We start from the raw sequence: 17958 nt of genomic DNA, 5'->3' as shown, positions 1-17958 counted from the left end.
GATTTTAGCCGATCAAATTAGATTCTAATTAAAATCTAATTGTTTAACCTTTTTTATTTTAATCTTTCTTGAAACTTAGCAAAACCAGCTTCAATTCCGTTTGAATCAATTTCTTCTAAAGCAATTGTAATCGCTCTAGTTAATCCTGGAATTTCAGTTAAATCTTGATCCCAGAATGATTTATTTTGTAATGTTAAACGAGCGATTTTCTCGTAGTCATCAGACTTCCAAAGTCCGTTGAAGAATGTTGTAATATCTTCACCATCTTTAACTGGTAAACTTTGACCATTCCAAGTTCCTTTGTAGAAACGAATTAAACTAGCAAATGAAAAAGTCAAATTAACAGGTAGTTTTTTATTAGCATTAAAATATCCTAATAAACTAGGCAAAACTCTTACTTTGAATTTCGATACAGAATTTAATGCAATATCAGCAAGTGCATGTTTGATAAATGGATTTTTAAATCGGTCCATTACTTCCTCAGAATAGGCTGTAATTTCATTTTTGTCCATATCAAGAGTTTCACTAATTTCACTAATAACACTGTTTACAAATTTTCCAGTAAAATCTCCGTTAACAGTTTCCATTACTAATTTATTACCATGCAAAAGTGAAAAAGGAACCATTGCCGTATGCGCACCGTTTAAAATACGAACTTTAATCATTTTAAAAGGACGTATATCATCAACGATTTTTACATTCAAATCTGTTTTGTGAAAAGGCAATTTTGCTTTTAAATCATCTCCACCTTCAATAGCCCAAAGGAAAAAAGGTTCAGCCGCAACAATTAAATTGTCCTGATAATCTAATTTACTATTGTATTCTTCAATTTCAGCTCTTGGATATCCAGGAACAATTCTGTCAACCAAAGTACTATGATAGGTACAAGCATGTGATACCCAAGTTTTAAATGCCTCTTCTAATTTCCACAAATCAACATATTGTAAAATATATTTTTTAAGTGTCTCAGAGTTATAATCAATTAATTCACAAGGAATTATTGTAACTCCTTTAGAAGCATCTCCGTTAAAATGTTTAAATCTTTCATATAATAAAACCGTCAATTTTGCAGGAAATGACACTGGTGGCTGCATGTCTGGAGTATCACTTTCAATAAATTCAATTCCAGCTTCTGTAGTATTAGAAACAATAAACTGAAGTTCTTCTTCTTTAGCTAAAGCCAAATAATTCGTAAATTCAGTATATGGGTTTACCGTTTTTACAATATTATCAATTAACTCAATGTCCTGTATCTTTTCCCCTTTTTTGATTCCGTTCATAAACAAGGTATAAAGACCATCCTGATCATTAATCATATTTACCATACCGTCTTTCAAAGGTTGAACTATTGCAATACCGGCATTAAAATCAACTTCTTTATTTAGTCTGTAAAAAGCATAATCAACAAAGGCTCTTAAAAAGTTACCTTCTCCAAACTGAACCACCTTAATTGGCTGTAACTTTTCTAATCCTGTATTTATTCTATTTAATTTTTTCATTTTGAATTCTAAGTTAGTTGTGTTATAAATAACCATTTATAAACCTTATTTCTTCATTCCTACCTTTTAAATTGTAAATGAAACATTACACCCGATTGAGTAAAACAAAGCCCGCTGTGAGGAATGGCAGACCAAATTTTTCAAGCGTAATGTTCAATTACAATCTCTAAAAATCTAAAAAAAACTTATAAAATAAGGAGTTGGCATGATTACCCCTTAATTTATTTTCTTATATCTTTTATAATATCAAGAACTTGTTTCACTTTTGAAGTAAGTCCGTCGAAGTCTTTATTGTCTAATATATCTTTTGAGATTAATTGCGAACCTAAACCAACACAAGTCGCTCCAGCATTCAACCATGAACTCAAACTTTCTACCGTTGGATAAACACCTCCAGTCGGCATAATGTTCGTCCAAGGGCAAGGTCCTTTTATCGCTTTAATAAATTCTGGACCGTAAGTATCGGCAGGGAATAATTTTACTATTTCACAACCCAATTCTTCTGCTCTTGCAATTTCGCTTAAAGTACCACAACCTGGTGACCATAATACTTTTCTACGGTTACAAGCTATAGCTATATCTTCTCTAAAAACTGGTGTTACAATAAAATTTGCTCCCAAACTCATGTACAAAGAAGCCGAAGCCGCATCTGTTATAGACCCCACTCCTAGAATCATTCCTGGAAGCTCTGCTAAAGCATACTTGTTTAAAGCTCCAAAAACTTCATGTGCAAAATCACCTCTGCTTGTAAATTCCATCAATCTGGAACCACCATCATAACACGCTTTTAAAACTTTTTTACTTAACTCGATATCCGAATGAAAAAATAAAGGAACCATTCCGTTATCTTTCATTGTTTGAGCTACTTCAATTCTTGAATATTTTGCCATTTCTATTTTTATTATCTTGATACTAATGCAGAACCATCACCATCAATCATATTCTCCACTTCTTTTAAAGTAACCAAGTTATAATCTCCAGCAATAGTATGTTTTAAACAACAAGCCGCAACTGCAAAATCTAATGCTCTTTGGTTGTTGTTTTGATATTCTAATAAACCATAAATTAATCCTCCCATAAAAGCATCGCCACTTCCTACGCGGTCTACAACCGGAGTAACTTCTTTAACGGCTGCACTGTGAACCGCTTTTCCGTCATATAAAATTCCACCAATTCTTTGGTGTGATGCACTTACAGAATAACGAAGTGTTGTTGCAGCAATCTGAAGATTTGGAATCAATTCAAATAATTTATTATAAACTGTTGGAAGTGATTTTTCGTCCTGATAGTTCGGATTTACTTTTGGAATTCCCAACATAAAATAAGCCGTATCAATATCTCCTAAAATCACATTGCTGTATTTTAGCATTTCCGGCATTACTTCGCTTGGTGTTTTTCCGTACTGCCAAAGTTTTGATCTATAATTCAAATCGCATGAGATTTTAACTCCTAATTTATGAGCTACTTTAATAGCTTCTAAACAGGCTTCTGCCGCACTTTCCGAAATTGCTGGTGTAATTCCACTCCAGTGAAACCATTCAGCCCCTTCCAAAACTTTTTCCCAATCCACCATTCCTTTTTGGATGGTTGACATAGCACTGTGCGCGCGATCATAAACTACATTACTTCCACGAGTTCCTGCACCAGTTTCTAAGAAATAGATTCCTAAACGTTCTCCTCCATAAACCATGTTTTTAGATTCGACATTCATTTTTCGCATTTCTTTTAATGCGGAAAAACCAATTTCGTTTTCAGGTAATCTGGATACAAATTCAGCGTTGATTCCATAATTTGCTAAAGAAACACAGACATTAAATTCCCCACCTCCATACGTAGCACCAAATGCTGTAGATTGTGAAAAACGTAAATGTCTCTCCGTCGAAAGACGAAGCATGATTTCTCCAAATGCAACTACTCTACTCATTTCTTTTATTTTTATTTTTACCATTAAGGCATGAAGAAAATTAAGTTTAACTTTATGTTTTCTTTGCGATTAAAGGTTAAGTTTATTAAGCAAACTCGCTTAATTATCTTTCTATTATTAAGTAACTATTTAAACCAAAAATTTAATTTTCTTAATGCCTTAATGGTTAAAAAAATTAGAATTTGAAATACTCTTTTGCGTTGTTGTATGAAATATCAGAAACTAATTTTCCAATCCATTCCATATCATTTGGTAATTCTCCTCTTTTGATTTCGTCTCCAAGAAGATTACATAAAATACGTCTGAAATATTCGTGTCTTGGGAATGATAAGAAACTTCTTGAATCTGTTAACATTCCAACGAAACAGCTAATTAAGCCCATGTTAGAAAGTGCATTCAATTGTTTAGTCATTCCATCTTTTTGATCTAAGAACCACCATCCTGAACCGAATTGTACTTTTCCGCGAACGCTTCCGTCGTTGAAGTTTCCAATCATTGTTGCCATAACTTCGTTATCAGCAGGATTCAAGTTGTAGATAATCGTTTTAGTCAATTTATCTTTACTATCCAAGGCATTTAAAAAGCCTGATAATTTTTGTGCTTGTGGATAATCTCCAATAGAATCCCATCCTGTATCTGGCCCTAAGATTCTATGCATACGTGCATTATTGTTACGCAATGCACCTAAGTGAAACTGCTGTACCCATCCAAATTCATGATAAGTCTCAGTTAAGAACAATAAAACAGCACTTTGGAATTTTAAAGCTTCTTCTGGAGAAATGATTCTGTTTTCTCTTTTCTTTTTGAAAATTGAAGCCACTTCTGATTCTGTAAATTCTTCAAAATAGATTTGATCTAAACCGTGATCACTTAATTTACATCCGTTTGCATTAAAGAATTCAATTCTGTTTCTTAATGCTGTTTGTAAATCAGCATAAGTATTAATTGCAACTCCGGACACATCCCCTAATGTGTCCAGATATGCATTATATCCATCATTAGCAATTAAGATGGCTTTATCAGGTCTGAAAGCCGTACTCATCTTGATTCCAGTCGAGTTGCTTGCGAATTTTTGGTGAAATTCTAAAGAATCAATCGGATCTTCTGTAGTACAAACTAATTCAGCGTTTACTTTTTTAAGAAGGTTTTGCGTGCTGTACGCTTGAGAATTGATTTTCTCAGTGGTTTCGATATAGATTTTCTCTGCCGATTTCTCATTCAATAGATCATAAATATCAAAATAACGAGCTAATTCTAAATGTGTCCAGTGGTACAATGGATTACGCATCGTGTACGGAACCGTTTTTGCCCAGTTTATAAATTTATCTTTATCTGAACCATTTCCTGTAACAAACTGCTCGTTGATCCCTAATGTACGCATTGCACGCCATTTGTAGTGGTCACCATTAATCCAAACTTGAGTAATATTATCAAAGATTTTATCTTCGGCAATAAATTGTGGATTTAAGTGATTGTGGTAATCTATGATTGGCTGATTTTTAGAGTAATTATGATACAACTCTTCAGCATATTTATTTTCTAATAAAAAATTATCGTTTATGAATGTCTGGCTCATGTCTTTTTAAATATTATTTGAAAATTATTCTTCGTTTGAAGGTTTTCCGATTGTTGCAAGAATCCCTCCATCAACATACAAAATGTGACCGTTTACAAAATCACTCGCTTTTGATGATAAAAATATCGCTGCTCCAGCTAAATCACCAGGATCTCCCCATTTAGCCGCTGGCGTTCTGCTAATGATAAAATCATTAAACGGATGCCCGTCAACTCTAATTGGTTTTGTTTGTTCTGTTGCAAAATATCCAGGACCAATTCCGTTGATTTGAACATTGTATTTTGCCCATTCTGTTGCCATATTTTTAGTAAGCATTTTCAAACCGCCTTTTGCAGCAGCATAAGCAGAAACAGTACTTCTACCCAACTCACTCATCATAGAACAAATATTAATGATTTTTCCTTGTCTTCTTTCGATCATTCCTTTTGCAACGTGCTTAGAAACGATAAACGGACTTACTAAATCAATATCAACTACTTCTCTGAAATCTGAAACTTCCATATCTAACAATGGAATTCTTTTGATAATTCCAGCATTGTTGATTAAGATATCAATTGGACCTACTTCGCTTTCGATTTTTTGAACCGCTGTTTTTACTTCTTGCTCTTCTGTTACATTAAATTTGTAACCAACAGCATTGATTCCTTCAGCTTTTAATTCTGCTACAGCAATATCAATTTTTTCTTGAGAAGAATTTCCGTTTACAACAATCGTTGCACCCGCCTGACCTAAACCTTTTGCCATTGCCATTCCCAGTCCATGTGTACTTCCTGTGATAAGGGCAACTTTTCCTTTTATATCAAATAAATTCGTCATCTTATCTTAAATCAGTGATTTTACAAACATCCATATCTCCGTAATCTAAGTTTTCACCAGCCATTCCCCAGATAAAAGTATAATTACTAGTTCCTGAACCAGAGTGAATAGACCAAGGTGGAGAAATAACTGCCTGATGATTATTCATCCAGATATGTCTTGTTTCTTGTGGTTGTCCCATAAAATGACAAACCGCCTGATCTTGCGGAATATCCAAATAGAAATAAACCTCCATTCTACGATCGTGAACGTGAGCTGGCATTGTATTCCAAACACTTCCTGGTTTCAATTCAGTCATTCCCATCTGTAATTGGCAAGTTGTAACCACGCTTCCAATAATCATTTGGTTAACGGTACGGTGATTTGCCGTTTCCATTGTTCCTAACTGTAATTTATTAGCTTCAGCTAAACTTACTTTTTTAGTTGGATAAGTTGTATGAGCTGGAGCTGAGTTTAAATAGAATTTAGCTGGATTGTTTTTATCATCACTTTTAAAAACCACTTCTTTATTTCCAGCTCCGATATACAAAGCATCTTTAAAACCTAACTCATAAGAAGTTCCTTCAACTACAACAGAACCACTTCCTCCAACATTGATAATCCCCAACTCTCTACGCTCTAAAAAATAAGGCGCTTTAAGCGGATCGATTGTTTCTAAAACCAAATCACCCTTTACTGGAACTGCAGAACCTGCAATATATCTGTCGTAATGAGAATAAACCAACACTACTTCATCTTCCTGCATTAAGTCATCAATTAAGAATTCTTCTCTCAATTGCTGTGTATCATATTTTTTAACAGCTTCTGGGCTTGACGCGTATCTTGAACTATATTTTGTCATAATTTTAAATTAATGTAATCGATTGCACAAAATTATATTTTTATATTTAAATAGCATAATTGAAACGAAAAAAATATTTCAATTCTGTCCATTTTTCTTTATAAATCAACCTTTTTCATTCGCGGAACCAACAAATGCATTATCAGCCAAGCCAATAAATACGAAGCTCCACAAATACAGAACATAATAAAATAACCTGTTTCTACTTTACCCAATTTAGTATAGTAAACAAACATGTTTTTTTGAACTAATAAGGTTAATAAAATTCCTCCTAATGCTCCAAACATCCCTCCCAATCCTGTAACCGATGCCGTTGCCTTTTTAGGAAACATATCTGATACTGTTGTAAAGATATTAGCGCTCCATGCCTGATGAGCCGAAACAGCCAAACCAATTACTAAAATTGCAAACCAAATATTAATGGTTCCGAGCTGTTGTGCAAATAAAACCGGTAGAACAGCAAAAGCATAAAGCAGCATACTTGTTTTACGAGCTTTGTAAGCAGGCCAATTATTATTTATCAATTTTAACGGAAGCCAGCCTCCGCCAATACTTCCAATACTTCCAATCATATAAACCAGTGCACAAGGCCAGATAATTCCTGTTGCCGTAAGTTTATATTGTTTCATTAAAAAATCAGGTAACCAGAATAAATAAAACCACCAAACCGGATCTGTTAACAATTTTCCGATTGCAAAAGCCCAAGTTTGACGGAATGACAATAATTTAATCCAAGAAACTTTTTCTTTTGATTCTTCTATTATTTCATCAACTTTATCAGAAGTAATATACTCTAATTCTGCTTGCGACAGACGTTTCTGTTTTTGAGGCACTTCATAAAATAAAAACCACAAAGCAAGCCATATGAAACCAACAATTCCAGTTAAAATGAAAGCCCATTGCCATCCATAATTTTCTGCAATAAAAGGAACTGTTAATGGAACTATAATTGCTCCGATATTACTTCCTGAATTAAAAATCCCTGTTGCCAAAGCTCTTTCTTTCTGTGGAAACCATTCTGCTGTAGCTTTAATAGCTGCTGGAAAGTTTCCTGCCTCCGTAACTCCTAAAAACACACGAGCAATTAAAAAGCCTCCTGTTCCTGTCGCTAACGCATGTCCAATTGCTGCCAAACTCCATAATCCTGTAGCAATTGCGTAACCTAACTTCGTTCCTAATTTATCAATAATCCCACCAGCAACCAGCATTCCGAGTGCATATGCAATTTTAAAAGCCAACTCGATATTAGAGTAATCTATAACCTCCTGTTCTGGAGTCCAATGAAACGCTTGTGCCAAAAAAGGCCTAAGGTAACTTATTACATTCCTATCCAGATAATTGACAGTTGTAGCAAAAAAGACTAAACTGCAAATAGTCCAACGGTATTTTCCTATTGCTGCATTAGCTTGGTTCATGATGCGGTTTTGGTTTAGGTTGGTTAGTTAGTTTTGAGAGATCTTTTTAAAGATCTGTAATCGGACTGTATTTTGGAACCAATGTTTTCATTACAATCCAGCCTGTTAAATAACAAACTGCACAAATAGAAAATATGATAAAATATCCTGCTTCAATTCCTTTGAATCCCATAAAGACCATATTTGTATCTTTTGCATAATCAAACAAAACTCCAGACCCTTTGTTAATCAAAGTCGATCCGATGCCTCCTGCCAAACCTCCAATTCCTGTAATTGTTGCAATTGCTTTCTTTGGAAACATATCTCCCACAGTTGTAAAAATATTTGCTGACCAAGATTGGTGCGCTGCTCCTGCAATACCGATAATAATTACTGGAACCCAGTAACTAATATATCCTAATGGTTGCGCTACTAACGCCAACAATGGAAAAAATGCAAAAATCAACATCGATCTCATTCTTCCTTCATACGGATTCATTCCTTTTTTCTCTACAAAATAAGTTGGAAGCCAACCTCCAATAATCGACAATAATGTAATCATGTACAGCACAAATAACGGAAGAGCCGCTTCTGTAGAATCCATTCCATAAACAGAACTTAAATAAGCTGGAGTCCAGAATAAGAAAAACCACCAAACACCATCTGTCATAAATTTACCAAAAGCAAATGCCCAAGTTTGTTTGTATTTAAAACAATCCATTAAAGACACTTTACCTTTAGCTTCTGGTTTGAAACCAATTTTACTATCTGCAATATCATCTTGTTGAATATAAGCTAATTCTTCTGGAGTAACTTTTGAATGCTTTTCCGGCTTATCATACATAAACATCCAGAATCCCATCCAGACAAATCCCAAAGCACCAATGATAATAAACGACATTTCCCATCCAAAAGATTTGGCGATAAACGGAATTGTAATTGGCGCTGCCAAAGCTCCTACTGTTGCTCCTGCATTGAAAATACTAGTTGCAAAAGCTCTGTCTTTTTTAGGAAAATATTCTGCTGTAGTCTTAATCGCCGCTGGAAAGTTTCCTGCTTCCCCAACAGCTAAAACGAAACGTGCAAAAATAAATAAAGCAACACTTACATTGATTACTAATGCAGTATCGCTTATTGTACTAATTATTTCTTTTGAACCATGAAAACCTACAAACCAGTCTCCTGTAATAATTCCTGAAGTTGCAATACCACAGAAAGCGTGAAGACAAGCTCCGACAGACCAAATTCCGATTGCCCAAAGAAACCCTTTTTTAGTATCTAGCCAATCCACAAATCTTCCCGCAAATAATAACGAAACTGCATAAAATATGGAGAATAAAGCTGTAATATTTCCATAATCGTTATTTGTCCAGTGAAATTCCGGTGCGATAAAATCACTCCATGTTAAAGAAAGCACTTGTCTGTCAAGGTAATTGATTGTAGTTGCAAAAAATAACAATGCACAAATACTCCAACGGTATTTTCCAGTGGTTTTAATGCTTTGATTTACTGCAACATTTTCGGTTTGATTCATAGTAAGTTGGTATTATAGTTTTTGTAATTTTTGGTCATCTGAAATGCCTATATTTACTTCTTTCTAAAAATATTAAAATCAACAAATTAGCAATTTCGGAAACGAATAATGTAATCGATTGCACAAATATAGTTTTAAATCTCTAGAATCCAAATTAATTATATAAAAAATTATTTTAGCTATTTAAATAAACAAAATGCATAAAAAAATTAAAACAAAATTACACATTAAACAATATATTTGTTAAAAGCTAGCAGGTGAAATTCATCCTTTTTACGGGGTAAAATTGTACTAAAATCTACTTCTTTGTAAGCTGTTTTTAGCATTTTTCATATTTCAAGCCATCGGTTGCAATTTTTACAACACAACAACATAAATAGCTGCTAATCAAATAATTAATAAACAAATTGAAAAATACAAAAAAACAATCTTTTGGAAAAATATCATGGAGTATTCTTCTTTTTTCTACCATGTTTTCTCTACGTGCACAAAATCAGGTAATTCCGTTGTGGAATAAAATTCCTGATGAAATTAAATCGGTTGATTATAAAGAAAAAGAAACTATAAAAGATGGAATAGTACAGAGTACAAGTCAGGTTTCAATACCTACTTTAAGTATTTTTATTCCAAAAGAGACAAAGCCCAATCAAACCGCTGTTATTATATGTCCAGGCGGAGGCTACAGCCATTTAGCATTTGATAAAGAAGGTACAAAAGTTGCCGAATGGTTTAATAGTATCGGAATAGCAGCTTTTGTTTTAAAATATCGCATGCCAACTGATTTAACGATGAAAAATAAAAACGTTGGTCCATTACAAGATGCGCAGGAAGCGATTCGTTATGTAAGACAAAATGCAACAAAATGGAACATTGACCCAAGTAAAATAGGCATTCTTGGATTTTCTGCTGGAGGACATTTAGCCTCAACCGCATCTACACATTTTGATGATAAAGTTTATGAATCTATCTATAAAGTAAGTGCAAGACCCGATTTTTCACTTTTGATTTATCCTGTTATTTCAATGGAAAATGATATAACTCATAAAGGTTCACAAACTAATTTATTGGGTAACAATCCTTCACAAGAACTAATCAATTCATTTTCGAACGAAAAAAAAGTCACCTCACAAACACCTCCAACCTTTTTAGTTCATGCTACAGATGATACAGCTGTAATACCAGAAAACAGCATCAACTATTATCTTGCTTTGAAAAAAAACGGAGTTACATCAGAGTTACATTTATATGAAAAAGGGGGGCACGGATTTGGTTTAGGCGTAAAAGACACCAGCAAATTCTGGACTAAAGATTGCATTGAATGGCTCAAGGCTAATGGATACAACTAAAAAAAGAAAGGCAAAACTTTTTCAAGCTTTGCCTTTTGATCAAAAAAAAACAAAAAGGAATTTAAAAAACCATTTTAATATTTTAAGCAGTAACTTCTTGTTCTGCGTTATTTTTCAATTTAGGAACAGGAATTGCTTTACTAGCCACTTTGGGCTTTGCAGCAGGCGCTTTCTTTTTACCAAATTTCTGTTTTCCCCACCAAATAATAAATCCTGTAATAGGTAAACTGGCAGAAATTAAACTCGCTAAAAAAGCAATAATTTTCCCTGTTAGTCCCAGAACACTTCCTACGTGAATATCATAATTCATACGACGGATTTTGTCTGGAATATTGGCTTCTATATATTTTCCCGAAAATGGTGTTTTAATTGAGATTTCTTTCAAAGTCTGCTGATCAAAACTGTATCGATCCATATTATAGAAAGTATGTTTTTGTTTGTAAACAAAAGCACCTATTGGATCTGCAGGTTTTCCTGGAATACTAATTAAAATTCCTGCTGCCTGCGGATTTTCTTTTCTTAAATTCAATAAAACTTTATCAGCTGTTGTGATATTGAATGCTTTTACATTGGTTGTATCTGATTTTGGAGATTCGCGGTTTTCAGTCAGCGGTTTTCCTCCAGATGTCACCCAATACAATGATTTACTCCACCAGCCAAAACTCCAAACTAAGCCTGTTACAGCAATAAAAAACAAAAATATGCAGCTGTAAAAACCTAATACATTATGTAAATCGTAATTGACACGTTTAAAGCTCGCGTCCCACTTAATTTTAAAACTTTTATCAATGATGGATTTAATCCATTTTGTTGGCCACCATAAAACGATTCCTGAAATTAATAGTACAACAAAAATCAAAACAGCCACACCAACAATAGGTCTTCCGATGTCATAAGGAAGCCATAAAGCACGGTGTCCATTTAAAATCCATCTAAAAAAATCAGGTGACTCTCCTCTAGAAAAAGTTTTTACATTTAATATTTCACCAGAATACGGATTCATATAAACGCTTATAAAAGTTCCAGATCTTCTTCCGCCTTTGCGTTTTTCGCCCTTTCCTTTTCCTTTTTCGCCGGGTTTTCCTTGAGGTTTTAATTCAGATTTTCCTTTTTCCTGATTTTGAGCTAAATCTTTTTTACGCTCTCCTCTTTTATTTTCTCTTTTTTCACCTGTGCCTTTTTCGCCTTCTTCTTTTTTCTCTACAAAATAACCTACAATAGCCGCTTCATCTTTTGCTCCAAAAGTGACACTTGTAGCTTTTTTATCTTTCATTTTCTTATCTGCAATTGAAACCAATTGAGACGGTAATAAAAATGCTTCTTTCTGAGGTTTTACAAAACGCCAGTCTTCAATAAAATCTTTGATTTCATTTTCAAAAACATAAATACAGCCCGTAAGGCTGACAATTACTACGATAATTCCAGAGGCTAAACCGAGCCACAAATGCAGCCAAGCCATAATGCGCTTAAAAAGCGACTTTTTACTTTTTTTCTTAGGGGTATTAGGTTTTGGTTTTGAAAAAGAAAACATAATTGGATAGATAAATAGGATAAATAAAAAAAACCGCAAGTCCTCATAAAACAAGGACTTACGGCAAAAAAAATATTAGTATTTTAATTTCTGAATAGCAGTAATTTGACCACCTTCAACTTTTAAACCTCTTGTTGCAACAGCTGTAGTTCCGTTAACTGTGTAAATCCAGCTTCCTTCTGGAGTATTTACACCTACAACAGCAGAATTTCCATCTTCTGTAGTAATGTTGTAACGGCTTGTAACAGAAGTTAACGTTTCAGGAGCATTTGTTACCCAAGTAAATGTTTGGTTGTAAACATCTGCAATAGCCATTTTAACTGCACCATTGTTTTTTCCAACATTTCCGTACATTAACAATAAGAATTTACCTTTTGAAATATAAGTTGTAGAAGAAATTTTGTATCCTCCTGATTTTTCTTGAACATTAAAGAAGTAGGATTTATCAAACTCTGTTGTTCCTTTTTTGATTTTTACAACCGCAGATGGTTTTGTAGAAGTCATCACAGCATTACTGGTAGCAATTGCTCCAGAGAATCCGTAAGCATCTCCATTTTCATCTTGGAATAATCCGTTTGTAAAGTAAGCTCCTAAATAACTTGTACGGTTATCTTTGATTACTTTCTCTAATTTAAGCTCCGGATAGTTGTAAACTGCTACCCAAGTACTATCTGGATTTGCTGTTCCGAAGTTATCCAATCCGTCTCCTTTGATACTCATGTATGGCATAAATACTTTATCTCCTACTTGAGTTGCCCACGTAAAGAAAGCTCTCTCGCCATTACCAGCTAGTTTTTTAGTGTCTTGTTGCGCTTCACCAGTAATTAGCGATTTTGCCGCATCGATTTTATACATCATTGCAACAGAAGTTGCACCACTTCTTGGAACTTTTACGGTTAAAATATCTTTATTTACAGCAGCAAAAACGTGTACAGTTTCTGCTTGGAAATCAGATTTTTTCTGTAGTTTACCTTCTGCAGTTAAGTTATAAGTAGTAACAGCTCCTGGATTTCCTTGTCCGTACAATAAACTAAAAAAGTTATTTTCAGCAGTAATGTAATAACGGTACGTTCCGTCTTGTTCGATACCATTACCAATTGTACTTACTGTACCTGTTGTCACATCGTCTGCAGTTAATAAATAATCTGCAATTCCAACTGCTCCAGTAGTTGCTGTAATGATATATTTAGTTTTACCAGTATCGACTCCGCCTCCAGTTCCGTTACCTGAATTTTCGTCACTGCTACATGAGAATGTTGTAAAAGCTATAAAAGCTGCGAATAAAGCTAATTTGCTACCTCTTTTCATATTATTATGGATTTTAAAATTTTATTAATTTGATTTGGTGAAAAAATATCTGAATTTTATATAGAAAGCTCTACTTGGTTTTTGTAATGAAAAATTATCGTACAGCTTATTATCTAGGACGTTTTTACATTCTAAAGCAATATTATACTTACCATCTGCCATTGTATAAACTAAATTAAGATCATGATTGTACTGCACTGGAATTTCTAATTTACCGTCCTTTACTCCCATACTTGGCCATGATAAATAATAAGTATGTACATAAAGAAGATTATAGCCAACAGATAAATTATTCCCTTGTTTGAATACATCATTAAAAAATACGGTTGCATCAAGATTACCAAACATGTAGGGTATATTTGGAATTCTGTCTTTGTAGAACCAAGAAACTATTGTCTGTCCTGGCTCGTATTTAGTCATATTGCGGAGATTTTGATAGGTCATATTCAAACCGCTAGTAAATCTTTTTCGGTATGAATATCTAATTTCTCCATCTACACCATAATTGGTCATTTTTCCTAGATTTACCCAATAACTATCGACCTGATTATTAAACAATGTGTTACGAATAAAATCTCTGGCATCTCGATACATAAAGTTTGCATCAAATGTCAATGCATTTACTTTATTAAAGCTAGTTTGGTAACTTGCACCCAAATTATAGTTGTAACTTGACTCTGGCTTTAAATCGATGTTAGGTGCAACATTATCGTTTGGATTTCCAAAAAGTTCACGCGAACCTGGAAGACGGTAACTTTTTTCAAAAGAAGCTTTTATCTGCAAATTTTGTTTTACATAATAACTGCTTGCAAGTCCATATCCCAGCGTAGAAGTTCTATCTTCATATTTTTGATAAGCAATATCTCCTGCATTTCCACTTGGATTATAACTTCTTGAGTATTTAGTGTATAAATCGTAGTTTTTTAAGAATACAGAAGTACTCCATTTTTTATTATAATCGAATTTATAACCAAGACCTAAAATGTTTTTCTGTGTTTTTCTAGGCTGTTGATAAGCAATAGATTCAGGAACCAACTCATCTTCCTGCTTACGATCAAAAGTCGTAAAAGTATTATTAAGCATAAAAGAGTGACGTTCTCCTAAACTGTAAGTTGCATTGGCATTTACAATACCATTGTTATCACGCATTTTCATTAAGGTTCTTTGCTTTTCGCCTCCTTCTCCTGGATATTTGCGATAATCTCCAAACCAATTGTATTTAATAAATACCGTATCGACAGTTTGTTCTTCACCAAAATTGTAATTACCATTTACATTCACATTTAGACCTTTTGTAAACAAATCCTTTACTTGGTATTTAATGCTCGGCATTAGAATATTACCTTGTGTATAACGGCTTCCAAAAACAGCTTTCATTCTAGCACCAGTCTGAATTTCTGCTTTATTTTGTCCTCCTGTAAAACCAATCAATAATTTATCTGCGTATTTTTTTCCAGTAACACCAATATTTACAATTGCTGTTTCATTGTGGTAAGTATCATGAAATCTTCGAACTCTTGCATTTGGAAAATACTCACCAGTATATAAATCTGCTGCTTCAACATTTACCCAGTAATTATTATCTGAATAATTTTGAAACGCATTAATTTCGGTTGTAAAACCGCTTTTTGCAGTATATCCAGCATTGATAGCAGTTTTATGAGTATTAAATGATCCAAATGAATAAGAAGCATCTAAGTAAGTTCTAGGTTTAGAATTCGTTACAATATTTACAGCTCCTCCCAAAGCATCACCTCCAAGCCAGATTGGCACTACACCTTTGTACACTTCTACACGATCGGCAAGGTTAATGGGAATATTATTTAATTGAAAAGAAGAACCAAAATTATCCATTGGAATACCATCAATAAAAACTTTAATCTGGTTACCCGAAAAACCATTAATAGAAAGTTCCGACTGAGAACCTACTCCACCTTGTTCACGAACACGAACTCCTGAAACTCTATCTAAGGCATGTGAAAGATCTAAGGTTGTATTGTGCAATTTTTTAGCATCGATAGCAGTAACGCTATAGGCTTGTTTGTTTACCTTGTCTGTCGCAGTACGTCCGATAACCGTCACGCTTTCCAACTCGTTTAATTCGCTGTCTAAACGAATGGATACATTGACATTATTACCAGAAGCTTCTATTGTTTTTTTGAAAGTTGAAAATCCTATCGCGGAAATTTTTAAAGTGTGTTTTCCTGATGGTACATTTTTGAAAGTGAAGTTTCCATTTTCATCAGAAATGGTACTTAAATTCGTTTTTTCGATAAAAACTGTCGCAAACGGAATGGTTTGTCCAGATTTTTCAGCAACTTGTCCAGTTACTGTAACGCCTTGATTTTGCTGAGAAAATGATAAGAACGAAAAGAAAAAAAATAAAATAAAATTTAAAAAATTTTGAATTGACATATCTTTAATTAGACTAATTATAAATAAATTTGCTGCAAAAGTACCATCATCAACTAAAAAAAAGATAGGGAAAAACGGATTATTATTTTGTAAAAACGGATTAAATTTTGAAAATCAAAGCCACTCTTTTAACACCAGAAACTCCAATAATTAAAATTCAAATTGGAGATAAATATTACCCAAAAAGCATTTTAACGGAAGAAATTATTTCAATTGAAAATAAAGATTCTGAAAAAATTACAAGTCGCCATTTAATTACCGAAGGACTGGTTTTATTAGACACTCAAATGTATTATGACACTTCTAAAACTATAACCTTTGAAATTGAAGAAGAATCTGTTGTAATGAATTTTATTTACACTAGCAACATAGAAACACAAATTGAGCAATTGGAAGGTGAAAAGTATTCTAAAGAAAATACTCACAATATATTTTACACCAATAACTTTAAAGCTACATTTACAATTCCAGCACACACTCAGATTAATTATTTGTCGATTATTTTATCTAAAGCGTTTTATTACAGTATAATAAATGAAGATTGGCAGCTTCATGAAAAATTTTCAAAAAATATTCTTCATAAAAAATCCAGTTATCTTGCTTCTAAATATCTTTCGTTTACGCCAGCAATACAATGGGTTACTCACGAAATAAAAAACTGTACGCGGCAGGGCGCGTTGAAACGAATTTACATTGAAAGTAAAATCAAAGAATTGCTAATCCATCAGTTGGAAGCTATTCATACCCAACCTTCATCAAAAGAAAATATTGACAAGAAAGACTATAATAAGTTATTAGAAGCAAAAAAAATATTAGACACCGACTATCGAAACACACCTACTCTACCCGAACTTTCAAGAAAAATTTCATTAAACGAATTCAAGCTAAAAAAAGGATTTAAGGCTTGTTTTGGAACAACTGTCAAAAGCTATATCATTAAACTTAGAATGGAACATGCCAAGGAAATGTTTCAAAGCAAATCAGCAACGGTAAGTGAAGTGGCTTATAAATGTGGTTACAGAGATGTTTCACATTTTTCGGCTGCCTTTAAAAATTATTACGGATTCTCTCCTCAAAAATTCAAAATCAATACCGACATCCTTCAATTATGGCTCGTTGGACTTTCATTAATCTGCTAAAAAAAGGGTTTTAAAATTAGGTCCGTCGACTTAATCTTAAAACCCTAAAAAAATTAGACATTAATTGTACATAGCAAACTTATATACAAATACCCACGATCAAATGAATATGTCAATTTCAATGTAAAACGTTTCTCCAAAAACAGTTTTCTGTAAAAATTTAAATGACATCTAAAAAGGTAAAGAATGCCATCGTTTTCAAATTTTCACAGTTCAAAATTAGAATTCAAAAAACAGATTCCCTTACGGTTTTCCTCATTCAAGTGAAGTTTTTTACAACCCAACAAAAACAAGTCATTAATTAACAATGTATTACAAAATCAACTTTAACATTATTTTAAACAAATAACAATCAATTTTAACATTTAAAGTGTAAAAAACACACTTAAAAACAATGTTTCTTGTTCTAGATTAAGTTCTGTTTTTTCCTTGTCAACCTATATTTGCCTTATAAATTATTACGTTCTGTCAAAAACTGAAATTAAATAGAAGAGAAAAACTTAGAAACTAAGCATCTTAGAAACTCAGAATCTTTCTTATTCTAGATTAAGTTGAAGAAAAAACGAAACTAATAAATTTGCAAAGTAGATTACAAGTTCTGTCAAAAACTGAAATTAAAATAGAAGAGAAAAACT

General features: G+C 33.3%; 13 protein-coding genes. 2 read left to right on the top strand and 11 right to left on the bottom strand.

The window, feature by feature from the left end; all coding sequences use genetic code 11:
• Nucleotides 1–53: 53 nt before the first annotated feature.
• The 8 genes from NQQ59_RS24935 to NQQ59_RS24900 form a co-directional block, all read right to left on the bottom strand.
• Nucleotides 54–1499 (bottom strand): tagaturonate reductase, encoded by a 1446-nt coding sequence (locus tag NQQ59_RS24935; RefSeq protein ID WP_144219443.1) that lies wholly within the window; start codon nt 1497–1499, stop codon nt 54–56.
• 221 nt (nt 1500–1720) lie between these two features.
• The gene (locus tag NQQ59_RS24930) at nt 1721–2389 is read right to left on the bottom strand and encodes a bifunctional 4-hydroxy-2-oxoglutarate aldolase/2-dehydro-3-deoxy-phosphogluconate aldolase (RefSeq protein WP_144219442.1); all 669 of its coding nucleotides are present in this window, start codon (nt 2387–2389) and stop codon (nt 1721–1723) included.
• Between the two features lie 11 nt (nt 2390–2400).
• Complete coding sequence (locus NQQ59_RS24925; protein WP_144219441.1) at nt 2401–3423, bottom strand: sugar kinase; 1023 nt, start codon at nt 3421–3423, stop codon at nt 2401–2403.
• Between the two features lie 175 nt (nt 3424–3598).
• Complete coding sequence (gene uxaC, locus NQQ59_RS24920; RefSeq protein ID WP_144219440.1) at nt 3599–4999, bottom strand: glucuronate isomerase; 1401 nt, start codon at nt 4997–4999, stop codon at nt 3599–3601.
• A 24-nt stretch (nt 5000–5023) separates the two neighbouring features.
• Nucleotides 5024–5815, bottom strand: coding sequence for a gluconate 5-dehydrogenase (locus tag NQQ59_RS24915; protein WP_144219439.1), 792 nt, complete (start codon nt 5813–5815; stop codon nt 5024–5026).
• Nucleotide 5816: 1 nt separating this feature from the next.
• Nucleotides 5817–6656, bottom strand: a complete 840-nt coding sequence (gene kduI / locus NQQ59_RS24910; protein WP_144219438.1) for a 5-dehydro-4-deoxy-D-glucuronate isomerase — start codon at nt 6654–6656, stop codon at nt 5817–5819.
• Between the two features lie 98 nt (nt 6657–6754).
• A complete protein-coding gene (locus tag NQQ59_RS24905; RefSeq protein WP_144219437.1) occupies nt 6755–8071 on the bottom strand; it encodes an MFS transporter in 1317 nt (438 codons plus the stop codon).
• A gap of 46 nt (nt 8072–8117) precedes the next feature.
• A complete protein-coding gene (locus tag NQQ59_RS24900; RefSeq protein WP_144219436.1) occupies nt 8118–9584 on the bottom strand; it encodes an MFS transporter in 1467 nt (488 codons plus the stop codon).
• Between the two features lie 407 nt (nt 9585–9991).
• Between NQQ59_RS24900 and NQQ59_RS24895 the strand changes: the two genes are divergently transcribed.
• Nucleotides 9992–10930, top strand: coding sequence for an alpha/beta hydrolase (locus NQQ59_RS24895; RefSeq protein ID WP_144219435.1), 939 nt, complete (start codon nt 9992–9994; stop codon nt 10928–10930).
• A gap of 82 nt (nt 10931–11012) precedes the next feature.
• On the opposite strand, the gene NQQ59_RS24890 is transcribed toward NQQ59_RS24895, so the two are convergent.
• The 3 genes from NQQ59_RS24890 to NQQ59_RS24880 all read right to left on the bottom strand — a co-directional run bounded on the left by NQQ59_RS24890 (nt 11013) and on the right by NQQ59_RS24880 (nt 16184).
• Complete coding sequence (locus NQQ59_RS24890; protein WP_257698466.1) at nt 11013–12461, bottom strand: PepSY-associated TM helix domain-containing protein; 1449 nt, start codon at nt 12459–12461, stop codon at nt 11013–11015.
• Nucleotides 12462–12536: 75 nt separating this feature from the next.
• A complete protein-coding gene (locus tag NQQ59_RS24885) occupies nt 12537–13769 on the bottom strand; it encodes a DUF4374 domain-containing protein (protein WP_144219434.1) in 1233 nt (410 codons plus the stop codon).
• 24 nt (nt 13770–13793) lie between these two features.
• Nucleotides 13794–16184 (bottom strand): TonB-dependent receptor, encoded by a 2391-nt coding sequence (locus tag NQQ59_RS24880; RefSeq protein WP_144219433.1) that lies wholly within the window; start codon nt 16182–16184, stop codon nt 13794–13796.
• A 107-nt stretch (nt 16185–16291) separates the two neighbouring features.
• Between NQQ59_RS24880 and NQQ59_RS24875 the strand changes: the two genes are divergently transcribed.
• Complete coding sequence (locus tag NQQ59_RS24875; RefSeq protein ID WP_144219432.1) at nt 16292–17323, top strand: AraC family transcriptional regulator; 1032 nt, start codon at nt 16292–16294, stop codon at nt 17321–17323.
• Nucleotides 17324–17958: the final 635 nt, after the last annotated feature.

The sequence above is a fragment of the Flavobacterium panacis genome (assembly GCF_024649945.1).
GTDB lineage: Bacteria > Bacteroidota > Bacteroidia > Flavobacteriales > Flavobacteriaceae > Flavobacterium > Flavobacterium panacis.
Note: the sequence above shows the minus strand (reverse complement) of the source record. Positions and strands in the feature narration are given on the sequence as shown.